The sequence below is a fragment of the Natronococcus occultus SP4 genome (assembly GCF_000328685.1).
Classification (GTDB): Archaea; Halobacteriota; Halobacteria; order Halobacteriales; family Natrialbaceae; genus Natronococcus; species Natronococcus occultus.
This window is the reverse complement of sequence record NC_019974.1, coordinates 2,660,572-2,685,397: the sequence shown is the minus strand read 5'-3', so window position 1 is coordinate 2,685,397 and position 24,826 is coordinate 2,660,572. Positions and strand designations below refer to the sequence as shown.

The 24,826-nt window shown below is 66.7% G+C and carries 20 protein-coding genes; 8 read left to right on the top strand and 12 right to left on the bottom strand.

Going from position 1 to position 24,826, the window contains the following annotated elements:
- Positions 1-59: 59 nt before the first annotated feature.
- From NATOC_RS13385 to NATOC_RS13370, 4 genes are all read left to right on the top strand, one after another.
- Positions 60-1,292, top strand: coding sequence for an HD domain-containing protein (locus tag NATOC_RS13385; RefSeq protein ID WP_015321985.1), 1,233 nt, complete (start codon positions 60-62; stop codon positions 1,290-1,292).
- Positions 1,293-1,342: 50 nt separating this feature from the next.
- Positions 1,343-2,365, top strand: coding sequence for an amidohydrolase family protein (locus NATOC_RS13380; RefSeq protein WP_015321984.1), 1,023 nt, complete (start codon positions 1,343-1,345; stop codon positions 2,363-2,365).
- Between the two features lie 227 nt (positions 2,366-2,592).
- A complete protein-coding gene (locus NATOC_RS13375; RefSeq protein WP_015321983.1) occupies positions 2,593-3,384 on the top strand; it encodes a thioredoxin domain-containing protein in 792 nt (263 codons plus the stop codon).
- A 100-nt stretch (positions 3,385-3,484) separates the two neighbouring features.
- Positions 3,485-4,207: a ferredoxin--NADP reductase gene (locus tag NATOC_RS13370; RefSeq protein WP_015321982.1), complete on the top strand. Its 723-nt coding sequence runs from the start codon at positions 3,485-3,487 to the stop codon at positions 4,205-4,207.
- Positions 4,208-4,523: 316 nt separating this feature from the next.
- Here NATOC_RS13370 and NATOC_RS13365 read toward each other — a convergent pair whose 3' ends face one another.
- A complete protein-coding gene (locus NATOC_RS13365; protein WP_015321981.1) occupies positions 4,524-5,168 on the bottom strand; it encodes a hypothetical protein in 645 nt (214 codons plus the stop codon).
- 198 nt (positions 5,169-5,366) lie between these two features.
- Between NATOC_RS13365 and rqcH the strand changes: the two genes are divergently transcribed.
- Positions 5,367-7,505, top strand: a complete 2,139-nt coding sequence (gene rqcH / locus NATOC_RS13360) for a ribosome rescue protein RqcH (protein WP_015321980.1) — start codon at positions 5,367-5,369, stop codon at positions 7,503-7,505.
- A gap of 27 nt (positions 7,506-7,532) precedes the next feature.
- Here the strand turns inward: rqcH and katG are convergent, their stop codons facing one another.
- From katG to NATOC_RS13345, 3 genes are all read right to left on the bottom strand, one after another.
- A complete protein-coding gene (gene katG / locus NATOC_RS13355; RefSeq protein ID WP_015321979.1) occupies positions 7,533-9,701 on the bottom strand; it encodes a catalase/peroxidase HPI in 2,169 nt (722 codons plus the stop codon).
- Positions 9,702-9,839: 138 nt separating this feature from the next.
- The gene (locus NATOC_RS13350; protein WP_083866587.1) at positions 9,840-10,997 is read right to left on the bottom strand and encodes an ABC transporter ATP-binding protein; all 1,158 of its coding nucleotides are present in this window, start codon (positions 10,995-10,997) and stop codon (positions 9,840-9,842) included.
- Positions 10,987-12,879 (bottom strand): ABC transporter permease, encoded by a 1,893-nt coding sequence (locus tag NATOC_RS13345; protein WP_015321977.1) that lies wholly within the window; start codon positions 12,877-12,879, stop codon positions 10,987-10,989. Before NATOC_RS13345 ends, NATOC_RS13350 begins: the two co-directional genes overlap by 11 nt.
- A 111-nt stretch (positions 12,880-12,990) precedes the next feature.
- On the opposite strand from NATOC_RS13345, the gene NATOC_RS13340 reads away from it, so the two are divergent.
- Entirely contained in the window at positions 12,991-13,305 is a 315-nt protein-coding gene (locus NATOC_RS13340) for a thiamine-binding protein (RefSeq protein WP_015321976.1), read from the top strand.
- Between the two features lie 75 nt (positions 13,306-13,380).
- Here NATOC_RS13340 and NATOC_RS13335 read toward each other — a convergent pair whose 3' ends face one another.
- From NATOC_RS13335 to NATOC_RS13325, 3 genes are all read right to left on the bottom strand, one after another.
- Entirely contained in the window at positions 13,381-14,466 is a 1,086-nt protein-coding gene (locus tag NATOC_RS13335; protein WP_015321975.1) for a thiamine ABC transporter substrate-binding protein, read from the bottom strand.
- Between the two features lie 134 nt (positions 14,467-14,600).
- Entirely contained in the window at positions 14,601-16,349 is a 1,749-nt protein-coding gene (locus NATOC_RS13330; RefSeq protein ID WP_015321974.1) for an asparagine synthase-related protein, read from the bottom strand.
- A gap of 56 nt (positions 16,350-16,405) precedes the next feature.
- Complete coding sequence (locus NATOC_RS13325; RefSeq protein ID WP_015321973.1) at positions 16,406-16,939, bottom strand: hypothetical protein; 534 nt, start codon at positions 16,937-16,939, stop codon at positions 16,406-16,408.
- Positions 16,940-17,058: 119 nt separating this feature from the next.
- Between NATOC_RS13325 and NATOC_RS13320 the strand changes: the two genes are divergently transcribed.
- The gene (locus NATOC_RS13320; protein WP_015321972.1) at positions 17,059-17,319 is read left to right on the top strand and encodes a hypothetical protein; all 261 of its coding nucleotides are present in this window, start codon (positions 17,059-17,061) and stop codon (positions 17,317-17,319) included.
- A gap of 1 nt (position 17,320) precedes the next feature.
- Here NATOC_RS13320 and NATOC_RS13315 read toward each other — a convergent pair whose 3' ends face one another.
- From NATOC_RS13315 to NATOC_RS13305, 3 genes are all read right to left on the bottom strand, one after another.
- Positions 17,321-17,605, bottom strand: coding sequence for a DUF6360 family protein (locus tag NATOC_RS13315; protein WP_015321971.1), 285 nt, complete (start codon positions 17,603-17,605; stop codon positions 17,321-17,323).
- A 221-nt stretch (positions 17,606-17,826) separates the two neighbouring features.
- Positions 17,827-19,605, bottom strand: a complete 1,779-nt coding sequence (locus NATOC_RS13310) for a nitrite/sulfite reductase (RefSeq protein ID WP_015321970.1) — start codon at positions 19,603-19,605, stop codon at positions 17,827-17,829.
- A gap of 95 nt (positions 19,606-19,700) precedes the next feature.
- Positions 19,701-20,024: a hypothetical protein gene (locus NATOC_RS13305; RefSeq protein ID WP_015321969.1), complete on the bottom strand. Its 324-nt coding sequence runs from the start codon at positions 20,022-20,024 to the stop codon at positions 19,701-19,703.
- Between the two features lie 256 nt (positions 20,025-20,280).
- On the opposite strand from NATOC_RS13305, the gene NATOC_RS13300 reads away from it, so the two are divergent.
- Entirely contained in the window at positions 20,281-21,348 is a 1,068-nt protein-coding gene (locus tag NATOC_RS13300; RefSeq protein WP_015321968.1) for an mRNA surveillance protein pelota, read from the top strand.
- Here NATOC_RS13300 and NATOC_RS13295 read toward each other — a convergent pair.
- Together NATOC_RS13295 and NATOC_RS13290 are read right to left on the bottom strand one after the other, a co-directional pair.
- Positions 21,345-21,863 (bottom strand): Lrp/AsnC family transcriptional regulator, encoded by a 519-nt coding sequence (locus tag NATOC_RS13295; protein WP_015321967.1) that lies wholly within the window; start codon positions 21,861-21,863, stop codon positions 21,345-21,347. The genes NATOC_RS13300 and NATOC_RS13295 overlap by 4 nt on opposite strands.
- A 144-nt stretch (positions 21,864-22,007) precedes the next feature.
- Positions 22,008-24,821 carry an ATP-dependent helicase gene (locus tag NATOC_RS13290; RefSeq protein WP_015321966.1) on the bottom strand — a complete coding sequence of 938 codons (2,814 nt, stop codon included), beginning with the start codon at positions 24,819-24,821 and terminating at the stop codon, positions 22,008-22,010.
- Positions 24,822-24,826: the final 5 nt, after the last annotated feature.

Below are 24,826 nucleotides of genomic sequence, written 5' to 3'. Positions count from 1 at the left end.
TCAACCGCGGACGGCGTATCGTACCACGATTTTTGTACGAACGCGGCGAAACGCCGACAATGAAGACCATCAAGGACAGCGTCCACGACCACATCCAGGTCGACGGCGTCGCCCGCGCGCTGCTGGATACGCCGGAAGTACAGCGACTGCGCCGCATCGCCCAGCTCGGGACCGTCTCCCTGGTGTACCCCTCCGCCAACCACACCCGGTTCGAACACAGCCTCGGCGTCTATCACCTCGCCTGCGAGGCCCTGGAGCAGCTCGGAGTTGAGGGGAAGCAAGCCGAGCGGGTCCACGCCGCGGCGATACTTCACGACGTCGGCCACGGCCCGTTCAGCCACAACCTCGAATCGCTCACCCACCGCCGGACGGGACGCTATCACGACGACGTCGGCAGGTTGCTCGCCGACGGTCAGGTCGGCGACGTCCTCCGGGAGCACGATCTCGAGCCCGAGGTAGTCGCCGGACTGGTCGCCGGCGAAGGGCGGTTCGGCCAGCTCGTCTCGGGCGAGCTCGACGTCGACCGGATGGATTACCTCGTGCGGGACGCCCACCATACGGGGGTGCCATACGGGACGATCGACCACGGGCGGCTGGTCCGGGAGCTGACCTTCACCGACGACGAGCTCGTCCTCGACGAGGGGAACGTGCAGGCCGCCGAGAGCCTGCTGGTCGCGCGGGCGTTAATGAATCCAACGGTGTACAGCCATAGCGTCGCCCGGATCAGCAAGGCCATGCTCCGGCGGGCAGCCGAACGACTGCTCGAGGCGCCGACGGCCGGGATCGACGCCGAGACGCTCCAGCGGATGGACGACTACGATCTGACCGTGGCGCTGCGGAACTGTGAGGCGACGAGCGCGTTCTCGCGTCGACTCGACCACCGGGATCTGTTCAAGCGAGCGGTCTGGGCCGAGATCGACGACGTACCGGGCGGGATCATCGAGGCCGACCACGAGTCGATCCGGGAGTTCGAGCGCGAGATCGCCGACCGGGTGAGCGTCGATCCGGCCCACGTCATCCTCGACGTTCCGAGCCGGCCGTCGATGACGGAGTCGACCACCCGCGTGCTGGTCAACGGCGAGATGCGCCGACTCGGCGAGCAGTCACCGCTGGTCGAGGCGCTCCGTGCCGCCCAGTACTCTCAGTGGCGGCTCGGCGTCTACTCGCCCGCCGAACTCCGCGACCGGGTCGGCCGGGCCGCCGTCGACGTCCTCGGGCTCGACATCGACGGCGCGCTCGTCACCGAGGTACGGGACGGGTTGGAGACGACGCTTGACGAGTTCGTCGACTGATCGCCGATCGAACGCGAACCGTTGAAGGGCGAGCCAGCCGACTCTTCGGTATGGAGCGAACCGGGACGATCCTTCGCGGGCGGGAACTCGAGCCCGTCGAAGGACGGATCGTCATCGACGATGCGGGTCGGATCGAAGCCATCGAGGAGGAGTCGGTCGACAGCTCGGATATCATCCTGCCGCCCTTTGTCAACGCACACACCCACGTCGGGGACTCGATCGCGAAAGAGGCCGGCGGCGGGCTCTCGCTGGAGGAGCTGGTCGCCCCGCCGGACGGGCTGAAACACCGTCTGCTTCGGCAGGCCTCCCGCGAGGAGCTCGTCGGGGCGATACGGCGATCGCTGCGGTATATGCAGCGCGGGGGGACTGCCGCCTGTCTCGACTTTCGGGAAGGTGACGTGAAAGGCGTCGAGCTGCTCGAGGACGCCGCGGCGGGCCTCAAGCTCGAGGCGCTGTCGTTCGCCCGCGGTTCCGTCGCGGCGATGGAGGCGGGCGACGGGTTCGGGGCCAGTGGAGCCAACGACGCCGACTTCGAGGACGAACGCGCCGCGACCCGCGAGGCGGGCAAACCGTTCGGCATCCACGCGGGCGAGGCCGATCCGAACGACCTCGACGGCGCGCTGGACCTCGAGCCCGACTTTCTGGTCCACGTCGTTCATCCCGAACCCGACCACCTCGAACGGATCGCCGACGCCGAAGTGCCGATCGTGCTCTGTCCCCGGTCGAACCTCGTCACCGGGGTCGGGCTCCCGCCTGCCGCGGAGCTGGCCGAGCGGACGACCCTCGCGCTGGGCACCGACAACGTGATGCTCAACTCGCCGTCGATGTTTCGCGAGATGGAGTTCCTCGCGAAGTGCTCGGAGCTGTCGGCCGAGACGATTCTCCGGATGGCGACGATCAACGGTGCCGAGCTCGCGGGGCTGGAGTGGGGGCCGCTCGAGCCGGGAGCGCCCGGAAAGTGGCTCGTCCTCGACGGCAACTCGGACAATCTCGTCGGGGCCCGCGATCCGGTTCGGGCTGCGGTGCGTCGCGCCGGCGTCGACGACGTTCGCGAAGTCGTTCTGAATCCGTAACGCTGGGGACGGTAACGTCCTCCGAGAGCCGCCGACAGGCCGTTTTTCGAGGACGTCTGGCTAATGTATAACAGTCAGTGAGTGTTTTTAATGAGTGTATTTCGACGCGTTAGCAGCCTGATTAGCGGCGGATGTATCATCCACAACGGTAGTCAGGGAATTATAAATTCAGTAATATCTGAGTTATCTGAATAGTAGTAATTCCGGATGCAGAGTTAGTCAGGAGCGTGACGCAAGATAACCGAACGAGACGGCGCGTACTACAGATCGGCAGTGGCGCGGCCGTTGCTGGACTGGCAGGATGTACCGACTTCCTCTCCGACGACGAGGACGACGAAGACGACGGGTCGCCGAACGGCAACGAGTCCGACGGCGGGAACGGCGGGAACGGCGACGATCCGGACGAGGACGACGAGATCGAGGAGCCAAAGGGTGCGCTCGATCCGATCCCGACGCCGGACGATCCGAAGTCCGTCTTCCCGATCGCCGGCGAAGGGGACGCTCCGGTGACGATCAAGCTGTTCGGCTCCTGGAAATCGGCAGAAACCTCGGAGTTCATGCTCGAGGAGTTCACGGAACTGCTCGAGGAGTACGTCAAGAAGGGAGCGGTCGATCTCGAGGTGCACGCGATCGCCTCCTTCGACGGAACGCTACTGCACGGTGACGACGGGCCGCGACTGGCCCGGGCCGGACTGGCGGTCTGGGACCACGATCCCGACCAGTTCTGGGCGTTCGTCGAGTGCGTCGCGATCAACATCGATACCGAGAAGGAGTGGGCGACCCCGGACCGACTCAAGCGGGTCGCAAAGAAGTCCGACGTCGACGATCCCGAGACGGTCTACGACGCCGCCGCGGGTGACACCTACCAGGCGGAGCTCGACGAGACGGTCGACCAGATCGAGGAGCTGTCCGTCGATGACGTCCCGCAGGTCAGCGTCGAGGGGACGGTCTACTCGCCGACGAAGGAGACCGACGAGCTGTACGCGGCCATCGAGGCCGCCGTCGACGAGAAGGCCTAACGGCTCGATCAACGCCTCCGATCGAGGGTCACTTTTTGCAATCGCACGGGGTGCACGTGCCGACAGTACGGCTTAGTAGCTACTGGCCTCAGAACGAGGCATGACGATCACCGCCACGGTCGCGGACGTCCACCGGATGACGCCGGACGTCAAGCAGTTCCGGCTGGTCGCCGACGACCACCGCTTCGAGTTCGACCCGGGCCAGCACACGACGGTCCACTTCGAGGTCGACGGCGAAGCGGACGCCCGCCCGTACACGGCGATCAACGAGCCCGGAACCAACCAGCTCGTCCTGACGATCAAACGCTACGACGACGGCACCGGTTCCGTCTACATGCACGACCGAACGCCGGGCGACGAGATCGAGATCGAACCGGTCGAGGGCAACCTCTACGTTCGCGACCTCGATCGCGACGCCGTCTTCGTCGCTACCGGAACGGGCATCACGCCGCTGTACCCGATGGTCAAACAGTACGCCAGAGCGGGAACCGGCACTGCCACGCTCGTGTTCGGCGAACGGGATCAGGAGCACCTGATCTTCCGCGAGAGCCTCGACCAGTTACGGGCGGGCGCGGAGCAGCTGTCCGTAAAGTACGTCCTCTCCGACGCCGCGGACGATCGAGCCTGGGACGGTCGAACCGGACACGTCCAGGATCACCTTCCGGAGTCGCTGGACCTCGAGGACGTCGCGGACGCCGACTGCTACCTCTGTGGGGTCCCCGAGATGGTCGTCGAAACCGAGGAGCTGCTCGCGGACGCGGGCGCCGACGAGGATCGGATCTTCACCGAAGGATGGGAGGCCGACGCGGCCGGCGAGGACTGACGGCTGCCGCTGGAACCCCGATCGGGTTCGCACCTCACCATGTTTAAAACATAACTTTGCTTACGAAATTTTTATATTAACGGGATGTGAACCATCGAGTGCCGACGTTCGTCGGCATCGATCACACTCCCCCCAGACAACCAGCGCCACACCCGCTGTACCTCATTCGGGTGCGTCGTCCACTCCCCCACCCCCACCGCTCGACGCTTCTCCCCCCACTCGAGCGGTCTTCGACGACGTACCCTGTGATCCCTTTCGTCCGGCCCCGCTCCGTTCAAGCGGGCGTCTCGGACGCTCTGAAACGATTAACAACTCGTTAGCCGTCGATAGTTGCCTCGAGCTCGAGCAGTCCGAGGTAGTCCGCCGCCGCGCCGCTGGTCCGAAACTCCGTGACCGTCGAGTCGACGAGGTTGTAGAACTCCGATTGGGTGTTCGGGATCATCGGCTGGCCGTCCTCACGAAGCAGGTACGCCGGCGCGTTCGTGCTCCGGATCCGCCGTTGCTGTTCCTCCCAGTCCTCGCCGGCATAGAGGAAGACCCCAAAGGAGAACCGCCCCGCCGCCATCGCCTCGTGTTTCGAGTCGAACTCGTCGGCTTCCTCGATCCGATACTCCTCGTCGCTCAGCCAGGCGATGGCCGCGGCCCCCTCCGTCCGGAGCAGGTAGACGTCCCACGACAGCGTCCGATCGAAGATCGCCCAGCCGTTTCGTGGTCCGATCGTGTCGATCTGGACGCTGAAGGCCGGTCGGCCGCGAGAGCCCGTCGGCTCGTGGACGAACGTCGCGTCGTAGCCGGGGATCCTGATTCCGCGGTCGTGGTAGGCAACGCCCTCGGCCGGAACGTCGACCTCGAGCTCCTCGACCAGTCCGCGAGCCGACAACCCACCGGTCTCCTCGAGCCGATCGAGAAACGACGAGAGCTTCGAAACGTCCGCCCAGACCGGTGCCTGGGGTGCGCTCATCGGTCCATCCCCCCGTCGGTTCGTCGACCCGCATTTCGCCTCGACGTCCTCGGATCGGTTCCGTTCGCGTGCGAGCCTGTCGCCTTCATACTCGGCGAAAACGCGCTCGTCGCCGATGAGCCTTTCTGACCCGGGACGGAAACCGCGGGTTCGGGCCGGAGCGACACGCCTTTTTGACCGGGCCGGGCAGGTAGAGGTATGGATCCAAAGCGGGAGCTTACGAGCGTCGACCTCGCGGCCCTCGTCGGGGAGTTCGGCACCTACGAGGGTGCGAAGGTCGACAAGGCCTATCTCTACGGCGACGACCTCCTGCGGCTCAAGATGCGCGATTTCGACCGCGGTCGCGTCGAGCTGCTGATCGAGGTCGGCGAAATCAAACGCGCCCACACGGTCGCCCCCGAGCGGGTACCCGACGCCCCGGGGCGGCCTCCTCAGTTCGCGATGATGCTTCGAAACCGGCTGTCGGGTGCTGACTTCGCCGGCGTCGAGCAGTTCGAGTTCGACCGCATTCTCGAGTTCGTCTTCGAACGCGACGACGGCACCACCCGTATCATCGTCGAGCTGTTCGGGCAGGGGAACATCGCCGTCACCGACGGCGAGTACGAGGTCATCGACTGCCTCGAGACGGTTCGGTTGAAATCGCGGACGGTCGTTCCCGGCTCCCGGTACGAGTTTCCTGACTCGCGGACGAACCCGCTGTCGGTCTCGCGGGAGGCCTTCGACCGCGAGATGGAGGATTCGGATACGGACGTCGTCCGGACGTTGGCGACTCAGCTCAACATGGGCGGGCTCTACGCCGAAGAGATCTGCACCCGCGCGGGCGTCGAGAAGGCCCTGGACATCGAGGACGCCACCGAGGACGACTACCGACGCGTCTACGAGGCCATCGAACGGCTCGCGCTCGACGTCCGGAACGGGAACTTCGATCCGCGGCTGTACCGGGCGCCCGCCGAAGACGAGACCGAGGACGAGGAGACGACCGGTCCGGTCGTCGACGCCACGCCGTTTCCGCTCGAGGAACACGAGGACGAGGGGCTGACCGCGGAAGCCGCCGACAGCTTCCTCGGGGCGCTGGACGACTACTTCTTCGAGCTCGAACTCGAGGACGAAGAGGAGCCCGACCCGACCGAACAACGACCCGACTTCGAGGAGGAGATCGCCAAACACGAGCGGATCATCGAACAACAGCAGGGCGCGATCGAGGGGTTCGAACAGCAGGCCCAGGCCCAGCGGGAAAACGCCGAGCTGCTGTACGCCCGCTACGAGCTGGTCGACGACATCCTCTCGACGATCCAGGAGGCCCGCACACAGGATCGCCCCTGGGACGAGATCGAGGAGCGCTTCGAGGAGGGGAAAGAACGCGGGATCGAGGCCGCCGAGGCGGTCGTTGGCGTCGACGGGACGGAGGGGATCGTCACCGTCGAGCTCGACGGCGAGGAGATCGATCTCGTCGCGGACGACGGCGTCGAGCAGAACGCCGACCGCCTCTACACCGAGGCCAAACGCATCGAGGAGAAGAAAGAGGGCGCGCTGGCGGCCATCGAGGACACCCGCGAGGACTTAGAAGACGCCAAGCGACGCCGCGACGAGTGGGAGGCAACGGACGACCACGAGGACGACGATGACGAGGAGGACGAAGAGAAAAACTGGCTCGAGATGGCCTCGGTCCCGATCCGCGAGAACGAACCCTGGTACGACCGCTTTCGGTGGTTCCACACCAGCGACGGCTACCTCGTGATCGGCGGGCGCAGCGCCGACCAGAACGAGGAGCTGGTCAAAAAGTACCTCGAACCCGGCGACACGGTGCTCCACACCCAGGCCCACGGGGGTCCCGTCACGGTGCTGAAGGCGACCGATCCGAGCGAGGCGTCCTCGTCGGATATCGAGCTGCCGGACTCGAGCATCGAGGAGGCAGCCCAGTTCGCGGTCTCGTACTCGTCGGTCTGGAAGGACGGCCGCTACGCGGGCGACGTCTACGCAGTGGACTCGGATCAGGTCACCAAGACCCCCGAGAGCGGCGAGTACCTGGAGAAAGGCGGGTTCGCGATCCGCGGGGACCGAACCTACTACCGGGACACGCCCGTCGGCGCGGCGGTCGGCATCCAGTGTGAGCCCTACACCCGCGTGATCGGCGGGCCGCCGTCGGCCATCGAGGGCCAGGTGGAGACGCTGATCGAACTCGAGCCCGGCCGATACGCCCAGGCCGACGCGGCGAAGCGGCTCTACCGGCAGTTCCGCGAGGAGTTCGCCGACGAGTCGTTCGTCCGGAAGATCGCCAGCCCGGACCGCATCCAGCACTTCATGCCGCCGGGTGGGAGCCGGGTCAAGGGGGAGTGACCTCCTCCCACGGCTTACTGGCCGTGGTCACTCGAGGTCGAATCGATCGAGCGTCATCACCTTGCTCCACGCGTCCACGAAGTCACGGACGAACTCCTCCTCGCCGTCAGCGGCGCCGTAGGCATCCACGAGGGTGCGAAGTCGGGCGTTCGAGCCGAAGATGAGGTCGAAGCGGGTGGCTTCCCATTCGACGTCGCCGGTGTCGCGATCGCGGATCTCGAAGCCCTCGTTGTCCTCCGAAACCGGCTCCCACTCGTAGTCCATGTCGAGCAGATTCACGAAGAAATCGTTCGTCAGGGTGCCGGGCTGGTCGGTGAGGACGCCGCGGTCGGAGTCCCCGTAGGTCGCACCCAGCGCGCGCATGCCGCCGACCAGTACCGTCATCTCGGGCACCGACAGGGTCAGCAGGTGCGCGTGGTCCACTAGCCGCTCCTCGGGCGAGTCGTACAGGTCGTCGTACTCGCCACCGAGGTAGTTCCGGAAGCCGTCGGCCTTCGGCTCGAGCACCTCGAAGGATTCGACGTCGGTCTGCTCCGGTGTGGCGTCCGTGCGACCCGGTTCAAACGGCACGTCCACGTCGTAGCCGGCGTCGGCCGCCGCCTGCTCGACGGCCGCGTTGCCGCCCAGGACGATCAGGTCGGCCAGCGAGACCTGCACGTCGTCCGAGCGCGAGCTGTTGAACTCCTCCTGGATCTCCTCGTAGGTCGAAAGGACCGGCTCCAGCTTGTCGGGCTCGTTGACCTCCCAGCTCCGCTGTGGTTCGAGGCGGATGCGGGCGCCGTTCGCGCCACCGCGCTTGTCGCTATCGCGGTACGTCGACGCCGACGCCCACGCGGTCGTGGCCAGTTGCGGGACCGAGAGATCCGACTCGAGAATCTCCGCTTCGAGGTCGTCGATTGCGTCCTCGTCGATCAGGTCATAGTCGGCGTCGGGGATCGGATCCTGCCAGATCATCGTCTCGTCGGGAACCTCCGGTCCGAGGTACCGCTCGGGCGGGCCCATGTCGCGGTGGAGGAGCTTGAACCACGCCTTCGCGAAAGCCTCCCGGAACTCGTTGGGGTTCTCCTGGAAGCGCTCTAAGACCTCTCGGTAGTCGGGGTCGTGCTTCAGGGCGACGTCCGTCGTCAGCATCATCGGCAGCTGCGTCTCCGATTCGTCCTGGGCGTCCGGCGCGGGCTCGAGTCCCTCCTCGTCTTTCGCTCGCCACTGCCACGCATCACCGGGGCCCTTGTGGGGTTCCCACTCGTGCTCGAGCAGGTTGTCGACGTAGCCCATGTCCCACTGGATCGGCGTGGCGTTCCACGGCCCTTCGATCCCGCTGGAGATGACGTCGAGTCCGCCGATCTTGTCTTCGCTGCCTTCGTGCTGCCAGCCGAGGCCCTGCAGGTCGATGGGGGCCGCCTCGGGCTCGGGACCGAGGTTCTCGTCGGGGTCGTCGGCGCCGTGGACTTTCCCAAAGGTGTGGCCGCCGGCGATGAGCGCAACCGTTTCCTCGTCGGTCATCGCCATGCGGGAAAACTCCTCGCGGATGTTCTTCGCGGAGCCTTCGAGGTCCGGTTCGCCGTACGGACCCTCGGGGTTCACGTAAATGAGGCCCATCACGGTGTTCGCGAGCGGGTCCTTGAGGTTTCCCACCTCTCCCTCGTGGAAGCGCTCGGGCGAGGTCTCCTCCCACTCCATTTCGGGACCCCACTCAACGGCCTCGTTGGGCGTGTACGCGTCCTCGCGGCCCCCCGCGAAGCCGAACGTCTCGAAGCCCATCGACTCCAGGGCGACGTTTCCGGCGAGGACCATCAGGTCGGCCCACGAGAGCTGCCGCCCGTACTGCATCTTTACCGGCTGGAGCAGGCGGCGGGCCTTGTCGAGGTTTACGTTGTCCGGCCAGCTGCTCTCCGGCGGAAGACGCTGGAGGCCGCCGGACGCGCCAGCGCGGCCGTCGAGAGTGCGATACGTTCCCGCGCTGTGCCACGCCATCCGGATAAACAGCGGCCCGTAGTGACCGTAATCGGCCGGCCACCACTCCCGGGAGGTCGTCATCACCTCCTCGATGTCCGCCTTCACTGCCTCGAAATCGAGTTTTTGGAACTCCTCTGCGTAGTCGAAGTCCTCGGCGTACGGACCGGCGTCCACGGTGTTATCGTCGAGGATATCCAATCGCAATAGGTTCGGCCACCAGTTTTGGTTGGACCACGTCATGTGGTAACAGGATCGGGAGTACCCTATTAAGATTATCTACCCCCCCTACTATGCTGAATCTCTTCTTTGCAAGTCAGGAAATGGGAAAATCGGATCGTCCCGTCCGGGCGACTCCCTGTACTGGGCCGGTCGAGCCGATCAGACAGTTCGATCGACCGCGACGACGTGTGCGTTCTCCGGATCGAACCCGACGAGGACGTCGCCGGAGAGCGGATCCCGCGTTCGCACGAGCAGTTCCTGGCCCTGCCACTCGAGGTGGACTCGTGTCGTCTCGCCGAGAAACTCCGCGCTGCGGACGGTCGCCCGGGTCGCGGTTGCCGTCTCGAGGTCGCTGTTCGGATCAGCCGCGATGACCAGGTTCTCCGGTCTGACACAGAACGCGAGGCCGTCGCCGACGGCGACGTCGCGTTCTCCGGGGGCGACGGCGAACGTCTCCGGTCCGACGTCGACCGACGCGAGCCCGTTTCCGTCGAACGACCGAACCGTTCCCTCGAAGACGTTGTTGTCGCCGACGAACTCCGCGACGAACCGCGTTCCGGGACGGCGGTAGATCTCGCGGGGTGGGCCGACCTGTTCGGGCGTCCCGTCTCGCATCACCGCGACGCGATCCGAGATGGCCAGCGCCTCCTCTTGGTCGTGAGTGACGTAGATCGTCGTAATGTCCAGCTCCTGCTGGATCGCCTTCACCTGCATCCGGAGTCGCTCGCGCAGCTGAGCGTCGAGCGCGCTCATCGGCTCGTCGAGCAGGAGGACGTCGGGACCGGGCGCCAGCGCGCGGGCGATCGCGACCCGCTGTTGCTGGCCGCCCGAAAGTCGATCGGGCTCTCTGTCCGCCATCCCCTCGAGGTCGACCAGCTCGAGCAGCTCCCGGACCCGCCGGTCGTCCGAGACACCACCGGGCGGATCGGCGAAGTTGAGCCCGTAGGCGACGTTCTCGCCGACGGTCATGTGGGGAAACAGCGCGTAGTTCTGGAAGACGACGCCGACGTCTCGATCCTCGGGCGGAACGCCGGTGACGTCCTCGTCGCGAAAGCGGACGGCGCCGTCGGTGGGCGACTCGAACCCGGCGACCAGCCGCAGCGTCGTCGTCTTCCCGCAGCCGGAGGGGCCGACCAGCGTGAAGAACTCACCCTCGCGGACCGCCAGGGAGACGGCGTCGACGGCGGTCGTCTCGGCATATCGTTTCGTAACGGCCTCGAGTTCGACGGCGATCGAGTCCGCGGCGGGCTCGTCGCTCGTCGCGTCCGTAGCGGACGAGGATCGATCGAGCGCCCGGTCGGGCTCCTCAGATGCCAAAGCTCTCACCTCCGAGGCGGTCGATGATCACGAAACTGATGCTCGTGACGACCAGCAGGACGACGCCCATTGCGGTTGCGGGTCCGAGGCGACGGCCGATGAACCGTTCGATCGCGACCGGCATCGTGTACTGGTCGGTTCCGGTCGCCAAAATGACCGTCGAGGAGAACTCGCCCATCGAGATGGCGACGACGAAGGCCGCGCCTGCGACGACGCCAGGCCAGACCAGCGGGAGTTCGACGTCGTACAGGGCTCGGGCCCGGGAAGCACCGAGCGCGCGAGCCGACTCGATGAGCGAGCGATCGACGGACTCGAGGCCCGGCGCGACGGTCCGGACCACAAACGGGTAACAGGAGACAGCGTGGGCGGCGACGATCGCCGCGGCGCCGCCCATCGCGATCCGCCAGCCCGAGAGCTCGATCCCGAAGACCGGACCCCGAAGCAGGCCGATCCCGACGATGATCCCCGAGACCGCGAGCGGGGCCATCGCCACGGCGTCGACGAGCTTCCGACCCCGGTAGCGTCTGGTCGTTAGCACCGAGACGACGACACCCATCGGCAGGGCGAGTGCGAGTGCGCCCGCGGCAAAGAGCAGGGAGTTACGGATCGCGGGCCAGGGCTGGACCTGGAACGCCGCGGCGGTCTCCTGGCGCTCGAGCAGGAACCGGTAGTGATCCAGCGTGAGCCCGTCGGGCCCGGAGACGCTCGCGTAGAGCATGCTGACGATCGGCGAGACGAAGACGACCAGCGCGATGACGGCGTAGACGGCGATTCCAGCCCGCGGGAGCAGTTCGCGAACGGAGAGCGAGGGCGGGGAGAGCGGCCGACGCGGAAGCGGACGCACGCCCCGCGAGCGGACGACGTGGGTGGCCTCGTAGCGCAGGTAGCCGTAGAGGATCCCCAGCGTGATGACGAGTTCGACGATCGCCAGCGCGGCCGCCTCGGCGTAGTTCAGATCCTGGATCAGCCGGTAGACGAACACCTCGACGGTCGCCAGCTCGAACCCGCCGAGCGCCAGCACGATCGGGAAGGTGCCGAACGTGAAGACGAAGGTCAACGCCGCACCCATCAGCACCGCCGGGTACAGCTGGGGGGCGACGACGTCCCGAAAGGCACGGAAGGGGCTCGCCCCGAGGCTGCGGGCGGTCTCGATCGCGCTCGCGTCGACGGACTCCCAGGCTGCGGTCGTCACCCGCGCTACCAGCGGGGCGTTGTAGAAGGCGTGGGCGATCAGGATCGCCTCCAGCGTGAACATCAGCTCGATCGGGCCGAGTCCGACGAGTCCCAGCAGGCGGTTGAGCGTACCGTTCTCCCCGAACGTCGCGACGAAGCCGACGGCGACCATAATCGACGGGAGCACGAACGGCAACACCGTCAACGAGCGCAGCGTCTGTCGGCCGCGGAACTCGTAGCGCGCGAGGACGTACGCCGCGGGGACGCCGAGCACGACGCTGAGCAGCGTCGAGAGGAACGCCTGGTAGGCGGTGAAGCCGACGATCCCGATCCGACGATCGCTCGAGAGGAGGTCCGCGGCGACCGAAAGCGGGGACTCGCCGGCGAACAGCCGGGCGAAATCCCCGAAGTAGAACGGATCCCGCAGGAGTTCGAGAAAGACTGCAAGCGTCACCGCGCCCTCGACGACGACGGCCTCGACGAACACCGTCGCCACGGGGTAGTAAAACAACACGAGCAGCAGCGAGACGGTACCGAGGCCGAACAGCGCGATGGCCCGTCGCTCGAGGCGGTTGCGGATCCCCCTCGCGCGGTACCGTTCGTCCTCCGAAGCGGGCCCCGATCGATCGTCCCCCCCGGAGCCGGGCGTCGGCGCGTCGACGGGTGCGGTCGCCCCGCCGTCGGTCGTCGGCTCGCGACGATCGGTCACGCCAGCACACCTCGGTGCTCGCCCGTCCGTCCTCGCGTCCTGCTACGCGCGGACAACCCGGTGGTACCGCCGATCGAAACCACTACGTGGCGACCGGGGAAACGAACGTCCATGACGGTTTTCGCACTGCTTCGCGTGACGCCGATCACCGACGACGACGCGACCGAGGACGTCGCGGCTGCGATCGACGCCCTCGAGGAGTACGACGTCGAGTACGAGACGACGCCGCTGGCGACGACGCTGGAGGCCGAGGACGCCGAGGAGCTGTTCGCAGCCTGCGGGGCCGCCCACCAGGCCGTCGACGGCAGCGAGGTCCAGACGCTGGTGCAGGTCGACGACAGACGCGAGAAGTCGATGACTGCGAGCGACAAGGTCGACGCCGTCGAGTCGGAGCTGGGCCGGGACGCCCGGAGCGACGGCGACTGAGTCGTCGCTCGCGGCGGTTGCCGATTCGCGACGCCCGCAGTCGGATCGTCCGGAGCGCTCGGGGCCACGGCTCGCTCAGTGGTCGCCCGCGGCGACCTGCTCCCACTCGCCGAGCCAGTCGTCGAGGTTCGCCTCGAGGTCGTCGTAGTCGAAAAACGGCGTGTCGTCCGGCACTTCCGCGTACTCCTCGTACACCTCCGGAAGCTCGGTCTCGTCGTTGACCGGGCCCGTCACGTTGCGTTCGGCGATCACCGCCTGCACTTCGGGATCGAGGATGAAATCCATAAACTCGTGGGCGAGCTCGTCGTTCGTCCCATCCGCGAACCGACCCATGCCGGCGATGTTGGCGTAGGCCTGGTCGTTCAGCAACGCGACCTGGTGTTTCTCGAGGTCGTTGCCGGCGCGTTGGGCGTAGACGCGGTCGTTCGCGTAGGAGGCGACGACCGGAATCTCGCCCTCCTCGAACTGGGCGTAGACCTCGCTCCAGGAGTCGAGGACGCGGGTGTCGTTGTCGAGCAGCTCCTCCCAGTACTCAAGGTACTCGTCCTCGCCGAAGTAGTCGATCGTCCACAGCAAGAAGAGCAGTCCGGTCGTCCCGCGCTGGGGGTTCGAGACCGCGATCTGGCCCTCGTACTCGGGATCGAGCAGGTCCTCGAACGTTTCGGGCTCGGGGACGTTGCGGCCGTCGTAGACCATCGCACAGAAGCTCCGGTAGGTCGGGATCACCCGGCCCTGGGGGTCGAAGTAGTGCTCCTCGTCGACGTTCGCGAGGTGTTCGAGCGCGTCGTCGTCGGTCTCGACGAACAGCTCGCCGTCGGTGTTCCCGTCGGCCCGGACGACCTCGTGGGGGTTTAGCCCCAGGTAGAGCTCGGGCTCGATCTCGACGTCCTCGTTGTGGCGCTCGATGTAGTAGTTCAGCTCCTGTTCGGGCGTGTGCCACTCGAACTCGACGTCGTACCGGTCGGCGAACTCCTCGGCGATCCACTCGCCGGGACTGTCGCTGGGCGCGTCGACGAACGAAGTGTTCGCCGCGACCCGGAGCACGTCCTCGTCGTCGCCGTTCCCGGTCGTGCCACCGTTGTCACCCTCCTGTGTGACGCAGCCGGCCAGGCCGAGCCCGGCGACTGCCCCTCCGCTTGCGAGAAACGTCCGTCGTCTCATTACCGAGTGATCACAACCGGTGGTACGTAAGGGTCGCGCTTTCGACTCGATTCGTATGGCTTACTGGAAGTCAGTTCCGGCGCAACCGCCGCCTGGGTCGCGATTGCGCCGGCAAATCGGTACAGCAATCCGTCTCAGTCCTCGGTCGGCAGCCGAAGCGTCGGTCTGTCGGGGATCGGGCCCGACGCGTCCTCGAGGTCGAGCCGACCCGTCGCGGCCAGCGTCCGCAGCGCGTAGAGGTTCCGAAACGCCGGGAGCGCCTCGAGGACGTCGTCGTCGACGATCCCGTACCACGCCAGGGGATGGGAGCCCGGTTCGCTCCAGGCCGACCGCGACGCGAGAAACGGCGGCTCCCACGCCCCGCCGCGCTCGGTGAACTGGCAGACCGGTGAATGTCGAACCAGCGCCAGGTGGCGATCCGCGGCCGAGAGCGATCGGTCCGTCAACCCCGCTCGTTCGTCGGAGACGTCGGCCGCGCGCCGGTAGCGATCGCGCGCGAGGTCGGCGTGCAGTCCCTTCCCCCGTCGGGACGCGAGCGGGACTCGTTCCCAGGCGCGAACGTAGGCGGGGTCCCACAGCGGGAGCCACCAGTCCAGACCCGCGTCCTCGTACACCCTGAGGTCCCCGTTGGTGAACGTCGCCATCCGTCCGCGCCACTCCCAGCGCTCGTAGGCTGCGGCCGCGCTCGCGGGCCCCGCGACGGCGTCCGGATCCCGGTCGCCGCGGAGCCCGCGCCGGATCCGCTCGCGCGCGGCGCGTTCGAACGTCGGATCGTCCCACTCCCACAGCGCGTAGTGGCGATCGAGGACGTAGTCGACGACGTCCTCGAGAGTCGGGTCGACCAGCTCCCGGTCGAGTGCGTCGTCGTCGGCGTCGACGGCCGGCCCGCAGCCGACGCTGGAGGACGCCTCCCACTCGCGCTCGCCGACGAACCGCGGCAGCCGCTCGCTGGGCGTCGCGACGGTGTGGCCCGGACAGTACAGCGCGTCGGTCGGCAGCCGTCCGTCGGCGACTAGCTCGCGGACGGCGGGCCACTCCGCGAGGAAGGGCAGCGCGTCGCCACCGAACGCCGCCCGTCGGTACTCCCGTCCCGCCGCGCCGCGGTACCACTCGCGCCAGCGGTCGGCGTCGTAGTCACAGAACTCCCAGCGAATCCCGAGGCGGTCCGCGATCTCTCTGCTCAGTTCGACGTCGGGGTGGCCCGAACATCCGAAGGTGAACCCGATCACCTCCCGGTCGCGTTCGACGAGCGCCGACGCGAGCAGCCGCGAGTCGTAGCCGCCCGAGAGCGGGACGACGACAGGGCGGTCGCCCGCGACGCGCTCGAGGCGATCGAGCGCGGTTTCGAGGGCCGACTCGAGGCTCGCCCGAGGGGTCGCCGATTCGTTCGTGCGTTCGTCCTCGGGCCCCGCGGGCCAGTACTCCCGGTAGGTTCGCCGTTCGATCCCGTCACCGTCGATCCGGACCACCTCGCCGGGCTGGGTCGCGTAAACCCCCTCCCAGATCGTCTCCGGACCGGTAACGTACCGCGTCAGGAGGAACTCACTCTCGAGAACGGGATCGGTTTCCGCCTCGAGCGCCTCGCGGACGACGCGACCGCGGTCGGCAACCGGCCCCTCGACGCCGTAGTACAGCGGGATCGATCGGGCGCCGTCGGCGACGAGGTAGGTGGCGTCGCCGTCCTCGAGGACGGCGGCGAAAAAGCCCTCGAGGGTGGCTGCGAGAGCCGCGACGTCCTCGAGCGGGGCGTCGGACTCCCGGATTTCGGAGAGGCGAGCGGCGAGGACGTCGTCCTCGAGGAGGCGACCGTCCTCGAACGCGCGACCCCGGACCGCGACTCCCTCGGCCCGGGTCCAGCCGTCGTGGTACAGCGTCGTCTGCATACTCGTTCGTTCGTCGAGGCGCACTTCAGTCCGCCGACGGCCGCCGACTCGACGGCTCACTCCTGGTTGTCGGCCAGCTCGCGGCGCCGTTGGTCGGTAGCCGTCTCCCACCGTTCTGCCGACGCGTCGTAGGCCGTCCCCAGCGAGATCAGGAAGCCGATGATGGCGGTGACGAGCGCGACGCTGCCGATGGCGACGACCGCGACCGAGAATAGCGCTCCCGCGAGGACCTGTGCCGAGGTCAGCAGCGAGACCGCCGTCACGAACGCGATCAGCGTTCCGAGCCGCGCTAGCCGGCCGGTGTCGAGACCGCGCTCGGAGTCAGAGCCCGTTTCGGTGCGCTCGAGCAGCTCGTCGAGGACGCCGCTGTACTCGCCGCCGTCTCGCGCGTGGCCCAGCGAGTGGAGCGACTGTGCGATCCACAGTCCGGCAGTGAAGTTCAACAGCGCGACGAACGAGACCAGCCCCAGCTCACCGCCGACGAACAGCCCCGCGGTGATCGCACCGACAAGCGACGCCGCCATGAGCCCGTGCGTGATAATCGAGCGGGTACCGAAGTCGGCCAGCCGGTTCAGCTGCGTCGTGTTCATACACCGTCGTACGATCTCGCGCCGAAAGCCGGCCACCCCTAACTATGTTAGGTATTTCCACACAATCGTTGCAGCTGCCGGGCTAGCGGCTTCCCGTTCGAGACCAATATAGCGGACGTATGGCAGAACTCGGCACCGCGACGATCGTCTACCGGAACTCGAGCGACGAGATCGAGGAGGTCACCGTCGACAACGACCACATCGCCTACTTCCAGGACCACTGGCTGTTCGCGTACGGTACCGACGAGGACGGCAACGACATGGTTCGACGGGTCCCGAGCGAGCGAGTCTACCACGTCGAGCGCTCGGTCGAAGAACTGGAGAGTACGTTCGACACCGCGGTCGACAAGGCCAAGGACACCCTCGAGGACCTCAAGTGAGCTACTCGTCGGTCGCGTCCTCGACCCGCTCTGCGTGTTTCTCGAGGTCGTCCGCGATCGTTCGAGCCTGATCGGGCGTTAGCTGGAGCTCCTCCATGTGGGCGGGGAGGTGCTCTTCGGTCATGTTGTCGAGTTCGAACTGCAACCGGACGCAGTCGGGCTCCTCTCGGTCCGCTGTCGCGTTCACGACGGCGAGCGATTCGGTCTCGAACTCGTGGCCTTTCGCGACGGCGTCGACGAGATCGAGCGTCGTGTACGCGTTGACTTTCATCAGACGGTCTGCCATCGTGTCCCGAGAGCGGCCGAACGCACTTAGGTAGCCCGGCAGCGGCGCGCAACGGGAACTGCCGAACCGACTGCTGTGGCTACGCGGATCCGCCGGAAAACAGCAATCGAGAGATCGATGCCGAGCGGTGGCCGTCGGTCGGACGGACTACTGGAAGTCGTTGACGGCGCAACCGCGAACCGTCTTGCGGTTGTGCCGGCAAATCGGTCCAGCAGACCGTCTCAGTCGTCGGACGGGATCGGCGTCCCGTCGGCCTGTGCGGGCGCGGGGCTCGCGTCCATATCGTCCTCCTCGGCGTAGGGGTACCACGTCCGCTTTGTGTTGTGCATGAACGGATCCTCGTAGCCCGTCTCCTCGGGCTCGATCAGCTCGGCGAGCGCCTCGTCGTCGCGCTCGGCGACGAACTCCCGGAAGCTCTGGGCCTCGCTATCGCGGGCCTCGGCGAAGTTCTCGAGCAGGTTCGCGATCGCACCCGGCACCTCGTCGGCGGGCACCCGTTCGGCGATCCAGGAGGCGAACTGCGGGTCCTCGCCGAGCCCGCCACCGAGTCCGATATCGAGCGCCTCGACGGGTTCGCCGTCCTTGCGCGTCTTCATTCCGCGCAGGGAGACGTCGGCGATCTGGGGCTGAGCACAGGAGGCCGTACAGCCCGAGAGGTGGATGTGGAAGTTCTCGACGCCCTCGGGGAGCTCGACGTTGTCGACGAGCCAGCGGGCGTAACGGACCTGGCGGTTCTTCGTCTCGACGATCGAGAGCGAACAGAACTCCGTTCCGGTACAGGCGATCGAACCCCGCTGGAACGGGTGCGGCTCGGGGCTGTAGTGGTCGAGTACCGGCTCGGAGCGCAGCTCCTCGAGGTTCTCCTCGGGGACGTCCGTGAAGATGATGTTCTGGCGCTGGGTGAGCCGGACTTCGCCGGAGCCGTGCTCCTCGGCGGCGTCGGCCAGCTCGTACCCTTCGTCGACGCCGATACGGCCGACGAGGACGTTCAGGCCGACGTAGTAGTCGCCGTCGGCTTGCTCGTGGACGCCGACGTGGTCGTGTTTGCCGTCGGCCTCGCCGGCGTTGTAGGAGTAGGATTCCCGGAGGTCCTCGCCCGCGGTCTCGAGCTCGAAGTCGACGTACTCCTCCTGGAGGGTCTCGCGGAGCTTCTCGGGGCCCCACTCGTCGACGAGGAACTTGATGCGGGCGTTGTAGCGGTCCTCTCGGTCGCCGTTGTCACGGAACAGCGCCGAGATGCCGCCGGCGACGTCGACGGCCTGCTCGGGCGTCGCGAAGACGTCGATGTCCCGGGCGAGACGGGGCTCGTTGCGCGAGAGTCCGCCGCCGACGCGGACGTTGTAGCCCGTCACCGTCTCGCCGTCGATCTCCTTCCTTGCAGGCTCGAAGGCGAGGTCGTTGATGTCACCCTGGCCGCAGCCCTCGTCACAGCCCGTGACCGATACCTTCCACTTCCGCGGGAGGTTCGAGTGGGCCTCGTTTTTCTTGAACGTGTCGTGGAGTTCGTCGGCGAGTGCACCGGCGTCGACGTGTTCGTGTTTGTCCTTGCCGGCGACGGGACAGCCGACGATGTTGCGCCAGGAGTCGCCACAGGCCTGAACCGTCGAGAGCCCGACCGACTCGAGCCGGTCGAAGATCTCCGGGACGTCCTCGAGGCGGATCCAGTGGAGCTGGATCGCCTGGCGGGTCGTCACGTCGAGCCAGCCGTTGCCAAACACCGGATTCTCCGCGGGGCCACGAGAGAAGTCGTCCGCGATCTCGACGATCTCTCGGAACTGGCCGGGCTCGAGAACGCCACCCGGCGGGCCGATCCGCATCATGAAGTACGACTCCTGGCCGGCGCGCTGGTGGTACAGCCCGTACCACTTGAAGCGCTCGAACCAGGCGTCGTGCTCGTCGTCGGGGATCGCGTCCCACCCCTCCTCGGCGAATCGTTCTATTTCCGCGCGGATGTCGGTACCGTAGAGCTCCTCTTTCCACTCTTCGACGTCACTCGGCATTGATCCCACCCTATGAACCGCTATTATAAGCACCCCGGCCTCACGTCAGTTCTCCCCGCATCTAGCTGGTTCCGGAGAAAATTGCCACACCGATGTTACTCGGGTTGCGGATTCGGCTCGACGATCGACTGGACTCCCTCGGGTCCGTACGGTTTGAACTCGCCGTCGACGATTCGGCCGACGGGTAACCGATCGATCGAATCCTGGGTACCACACTCGAGACATCGCCCGACGGTGTCCGCGACGACGATCGAGCCGCTGACGTCGACGCCGAAAAACCCCTCAAGCAGGACGTACGCCGGTTCGCACTCGCAGAATACGCCGTGTGACAGTGTCCAAACGTCGCTCACGCTTACCTGTCGGCTGTCGTTGACGCTGATCCACGCGCCGTCGTCGAGCGTCCGCACTGCGATCGTCATACGACCGCTTCGTCGGCGACCGGCCTCCGTTCGTCGGCCCGGGCAATGCTTACCGGTGAGCAGACAGGAGCTCGAACGAAAACCGCATGCGGGGATCGGAACGGCGCTGATATCCCGAACCAGGATAGCTGCTATTCTTGCCGGTATGAACAACCCACACTGGCGACCCGTCCCCACGCCGGGGATCTGTCCCCGAACCTATGGTGGCGGGCCGCGAACAACAGCACCTTTTAACGGGCCGGCCGGACTGGCGGGTATGCAGATCAAAGACCGGGAGCGGGTCGAGGGCGGCCGCGAACGGCTCACGGTCGTCCCCGAGAGCGTGGACGACCTCTGGCATTTGCAGTACGTCTTAGAGCCCGGCGACCGGGTTGCGGGCGATACGACCCGGCGGATCCAGCGCAACGACGATCAGATGCGGGATACGGGCGGCGAGCGCGAACATATGTGGGTCGCCATCGCCGTCGAGGACGTCGAGTTCCACAAGTTCGCCAACCGACTGCGGGTCGGCGGCGAGATCGTCGCCTGTTCGCGCGAGGACCAGCTTGGCTTCCACCACACCCTGAACGTCGAGGAACGCGAGGAGCTGTCGATCGAGAAGCGGTTCAAACCCGACCAGGAGGCCCGCCTCGAGGAGGCCGAAGAGGCCACCGAGAACCCCGACGTCGCGATCGCGACCGTCGAAGAGGGGAAGGCTCACCTCCACACCGTCGCCCAGTACGGCACCGAAGAACGGGCGGCGATCACGGGACCGACGGGCAAGGGCGACTTCGCCCGCGAGCGCTCGGAGCTGTTCGCGGAGCTGGCGACGGTCCTCGAGCGCCAGGACGCCGACGCGGTCATCCTCGCGGGGCCCGGCTTTACGAAGCAGGACGCCTACAAGTACATCGAGCAGAACGCGCCCGACGTCGCCGAGAAGATCACGATGGTCGACGCGGCGGCCGTCGGCGACCGGGGCGTCCACGAGGTACTCAAACGCGGTGCCGTCGCGGACGTTCAACAGGAGACCCGAATCGAGCGCGAAGCCGAGTACATCGACGAGCTCACCGAGCGCATCGCCCAGGGCGCGAAGGCGGCCTACGGCCCCGAAGAGGTGAAGCGAGCCGCGGAGTACGGCGCGATCGAGCGGCTGCTGATCGTCGACGACCGACTCCGCCAGGAGCGGGGTCCTGACGGGGAGTGGGCGATCGACGTCGACGACGTCGTCCGCACTGCCGAGCAGAAAGGCGGCGAGGTGACGGTGTTCTCGAGCGAGTTCCCACCCGGCGAACAGCTCGCGAACCTCGGCGGGATCGCTGCGCTGTTGCGCTACCGGCTCGACTAGGTCCCCTGTTCCTCGCCCAGGTCCTCGTAGATCTCCGGATCGGTCCGGAACTTCAACACGTTGTGGACCGCCGAGTTCCGAACGTTCGCGATGACGTCGCCGTGCTCGGAGTAACAGTCGTGGATCCACCGGGAGACCTCCTCGCGGTCCCGAAACATCATCACGGTCTTCCACTGGTACTCCCCGTCCGAGAGGAAGAAAAACAGGGTGTGTTTGTCCTCGCGAATGTGTTCCATCGCCTCGCGCCAGCCGTCGGCGAAGTTTTCGGTGTTGAACTTGAACTCGAACAGCGCGAAGATGTAGTACTCCTCGTTGGGGATGATCGCCTCCCGGAAGACCCCCTCGTTTCGCATCCGTCGGATCGACTCGCTGACGGTGACGTGGGAGACGTCGATACCGTAGTCGGCCTCAAGGACGTCGGTCAGCTCCCGCGAGGAGAGCTGCGGGTCATCAGCCAGCTCGCTGAGGATCGCGATGTCGCGGTCCTTGAACTCCCAGTCGGGTGCGTCGCTCATAACTCGTAGTATGGTAGTTACCACTGTTTACGTGTTTGGTTCGCACGCCGACGGGGAGCTCACCCGCTCGGTACCGTCCCGTCCCCATCGGTGACAGGCGCGATCCGCGTCATCAGTTTCGAATGGTAACCGACACGGTGGGAGTCAGTCTTCGCCGGAGAGCCGCCGCAGCGACTCCTCGCCGATCTCCTCGAGGACGCGCTCGTGAAACGCCTGCAGAGCCGCACTCTCGTCTTCCGCGAGGACGACGTCGCTGGCCGACAGCGTCGCCAGCCCGAACGCCCGCGGCGTCGGCGAGTCGAGCAGCTGGCGCTCGACCGCCAGCGCCCCCGAGTCGATCGCCGCGACGACGGCCTCGATCTCGGCGACGTTGAGCTTGTCCGCCAGAATTTCGCGGTAGGTCTCCTCGATCACCGCGAACTCCTCGAGATCCCGGGCGAACCCGAGCAACATCTCGCTCGAGACCTGCTGTTCGCTGGCGGACTTCTCGTAGCCCTTGTACCGCTTGAGGATCATCAGCGCCCGCGTGGCGTTGATCCGGAAGTACCGCTGGAGCAGGTCAGTGCCCTCGAGGGCTGCACGTAGATCCGCGCGGACGTCCTCGGGATCGAGGTCCGCGAGGACGCCCTCGAGGTCGAGCTTCCGATTGAGCGGCATCGAGAGGACGAACCCGTTGTCGGCGACGGCGACCTTGACGTTGGCCGTGGCCGCCTGGGCACAGTGGTACGCGAGCAGCCGCGAGAGGCCGTCGTTGACCTTCCGCCCGTAGTTCGAGTGGACGTAGTAGTGGCGTTCGTACTCGTCGCGGTCGCGCTCGACCTCGATGGCGAGGCGCTCGTCGGTGCTGACGCTTTCGGTCCCCGCGTACCGGAGCTGGTGGTCGAACAGCCGCGCGATCGCCCGGACGCTGTCGTCGTCGAGCGGGAACCCTCGCAGCCAGCCCCGAACGCGGGAGGGACCGCCCGCCTCGTAATGCTCGAGCAGCTCCCGCTGGAAAGCGAGGATCTCACAGCCCAGATCGTACGAGAGCGGAAGTCGCTCGGAGTACCACGACGGGACCGTCGGCCGCGCGCTCGTGCGGTCGACGTACACCTTCGACCCCCGCCGGTAGCGGTACTCGAAGTGGTCGCCCCCGAGAACGAAGACGTCGCCCTTCTCTAAGGTGTCGAGGTAGTCCTCGTCTAACTGGCCGACCCACTCGTCGCTCGCGCGGGTGTGGACGTCGCAGGTGAACGAATCGGGGATCGTCCCGATGTTGGTCATGTAGATCACCCGGGCGAGTCGACCCCGCTTGCCGATCAGGGGTTCGCCGACCGGGAACGACTCGTGGTGGTGCTCGCCCCCAGGCGGGTCGTTCGCGTCGCGCCAGATCTTCGCGTAGACGTTCTTGTCTTCGAGCCCGGCGTACTCGGCGGTGAGGTACCGACAGAGCGACTCCCACTCCTCGTCGGTGTAGTTCCGGTAGGGATAGGCCCGCCGGAGGATCCCCCGGACCTCGGATTCGGGTCGGATCTCGGCGATCGCCATCCCGTAGACGTGCTGGCTGGCGACGTCCTGGGCGTCCTCGGGGATCGAGACGGAGTCGACGAACCCCTCCTCGGCCTTCTTGAGCATCACCGCGCACTCGAGCAGCTCGTCACGGTCCAGCGCGATCACCCGCCCCGTCACGGTCTGGCCGACACGGTGGCCCGCCCGCCCGACCCGCTGGAGGAGGGCGGCGACGGACTTCGGGGAGCCGACCTGGACGACGAGGTCGACGTGGGGCATGTCGATCCCTAGCTCTAGCGAGGTCGAGGACGTGACCACCGCGAGCTCGCCGCGTTTCAGCCGTCCTTCGACGTCCTGGCGGACCTCCTTCGAGAGACTGCCGTGGTGACACGCCGAGTTGGCCTCGTCGTAGGCGTCGAAGCGCTCGCGGAGGTTGTGCAGTACCCGTTCGGCGCCCGAGCGGGTGTTCGTAAAGACGAGCGTGTTGGTGTGGGTCTGGACGTGCTCGTGGAGGCGCTCGTAGAAGCGGTCCTGGACGAGCTCGCGGGGCGTGTGGATCAGGTCGTCGGTCGGCGACTCGAGCTCGAGGTCGAACTCGCGGGCGAAGCGGGCGTCGACGATCTCGTACTCCCGGGGTTCGCCGCCCGGCTTCTGGCGTCCGACCAGAAACTCAGCGACCCGCGAGAGCGGCTCGATCGTTGCCGAACAGCCGATCCGGGTGAGCTCGTTCTCGGCCATCGCCTCGAGGCGCTCGAGGCTCACCGACAGGTGGGTGCCGCGTTTACCCGCCGCCAGCGAGTGGATCTCGTCGACGATGACGTACTCCACCGTCCGGAGCTTCTCGCGGAACTTCGGTGAGTTCAGCAAGATTGCGAGCGTCTCCGGGGTCGTGTTGAGGATGTGTGGGGTCTCCTCGAGCATCTTCTGGCGCTCGCTCGAGGCGGTGTCGCCGTGACGGATCGCGTGGCGGATCTCGCCGACGTCCTCACCGCTCCTCGCGGCTTCACCGCTTGAGTGTTCCACGGCAGGTGGCGCCGCGCGCTCTTTCGCGATCGACTCGATCCCCTCGAGGGGAACCTCGAGGTTGCGGTGAATGTCGTTTGCCAGCGACTTCAGCGGCGAGACGTAGAGACAGTAGACGGAGTTCTCGAGACCTTCCTCGAGGTCGCGAGCGACGCTGTAGAGTTCGTTGATAATCGCGGTAAACGACGCGAGGGTCTTTCCCGACCCTGTCGGAGCACAGACGAGCGTGTTCGTTCCCGCGTCGATCTTCGGGATCGCTCCCTGCTGGGGCGGCGTGAAGAACCCGTCGTTCTCGGGGACGTACTCGCCGAACTCCTCGAGCCACCACTCCCGGACCGCGGGCTCGAGCAGCTCGAGGACGTCGCCGTCCTCGATCGTGACGGCGTCCGGATCGAACGGCAGCTCGTCGTCGGCGACCGGCAACGCGAGCTCGTCGGTCCCGTCCATCACCC

What these genes read in the sequence shown, in the direction of transcription:
- NATOC_RS13385 (WP_015321985.1), top strand. Translation starts at nt 60, where the DNA reads ATGAAGACCATCAAGGACAGCGTCCACGACCACATCCAGGTCGACGGC.
- NATOC_RS13380 (WP_015321984.1), top strand. Translation starts at nt 1,343, where the DNA reads ATGGAGCGAACCGGGACGATCCTTCGCGGGCGGGAACTCGAGCCCGTC.
- NATOC_RS13370 (WP_015321982.1), top strand. Translation starts at nt 3,485, where the DNA reads ATGACGATCACCGCCACGGTCGCGGACGTCCACCGGATGACGCCGGAC.
- NATOC_RS13365 (WP_015321981.1), bottom strand. Translation starts at nt 5,168, where the DNA reads ATGAGCGCACCCCAGGCACCGGTCTGGGCGGACGTTTCGAAGCTCTCG.
- rqcH (WP_015321980.1), top strand. Translation starts at nt 5,367, where the DNA reads ATGGATCCAAAGCGGGAGCTTACGAGCGTCGACCTCGCGGCCCTCGTC.
- katG (WP_015321979.1), bottom strand. Translation starts at nt 9,701, where the DNA reads ATGACGTGGTCCAACCAAAACTGGTGGCCGAACCTATTGCGATTGGAT.
- NATOC_RS13340 (WP_015321976.1), top strand. Translation starts at nt 12,991, where the DNA reads ATGACGGTTTTCGCACTGCTTCGCGTGACGCCGATCACCGACGACGAC.
- NATOC_RS13335 (WP_015321975.1), bottom strand. Translation starts at nt 14,466, where the DNA reads ATGAGACGACGGACGTTTCTCGCAAGCGGAGGGGCAGTCGCCGGGCTC.
- NATOC_RS13330 (WP_015321974.1), bottom strand. Translation starts at nt 16,349, where the DNA reads ATGCAGACGACGCTGTACCACGACGGCTGGACCCGGGCCGAGGGAGTC.
- NATOC_RS13325 (WP_015321973.1), bottom strand. Translation starts at nt 16,939, where the DNA reads ATGAACACGACGCAGCTGAACCGGCTGGCCGACTTCGGTACCCGCTCG.
- NATOC_RS13320 (WP_015321972.1), top strand. Translation starts at nt 17,059, where the DNA reads ATGGCAGAACTCGGCACCGCGACGATCGTCTACCGGAACTCGAGCGAC.
- NATOC_RS13315 (WP_015321971.1), bottom strand. Translation starts at nt 17,605, where the DNA reads ATGGCAGACCGTCTGATGAAAGTCAACGCGTACACGACGCTCGATCTC.
- NATOC_RS13310 (WP_015321970.1), bottom strand. Translation starts at nt 19,605, where the DNA reads ATGCCGAGTGACGTCGAAGAGTGGAAAGAGGAGCTCTACGGTACCGAC.
- NATOC_RS13305 (WP_015321969.1), bottom strand. Translation starts at nt 20,024, where the DNA reads ATGACGATCGCAGTGCGGACGCTCGACGACGGCGCGTGGATCAGCGTC.
- NATOC_RS13300 (WP_015321968.1), top strand. Translation starts at nt 20,281, where the DNA reads ATGCAGATCAAAGACCGGGAGCGGGTCGAGGGCGGCCGCGAACGGCTC.
- NATOC_RS13295 (WP_015321967.1), bottom strand. Translation starts at nt 21,863, where the DNA reads ATGAGCGACGCACCCGACTGGGAGTTCAAGGACCGCGACATCGCGATC.
- NATOC_RS13290 (WP_015321966.1), bottom strand. Translation starts at nt 24,821, where the DNA reads ATGGACGGGACCGACGAGCTCGCGTTGCCGGTCGCCGACGACGAGCTG.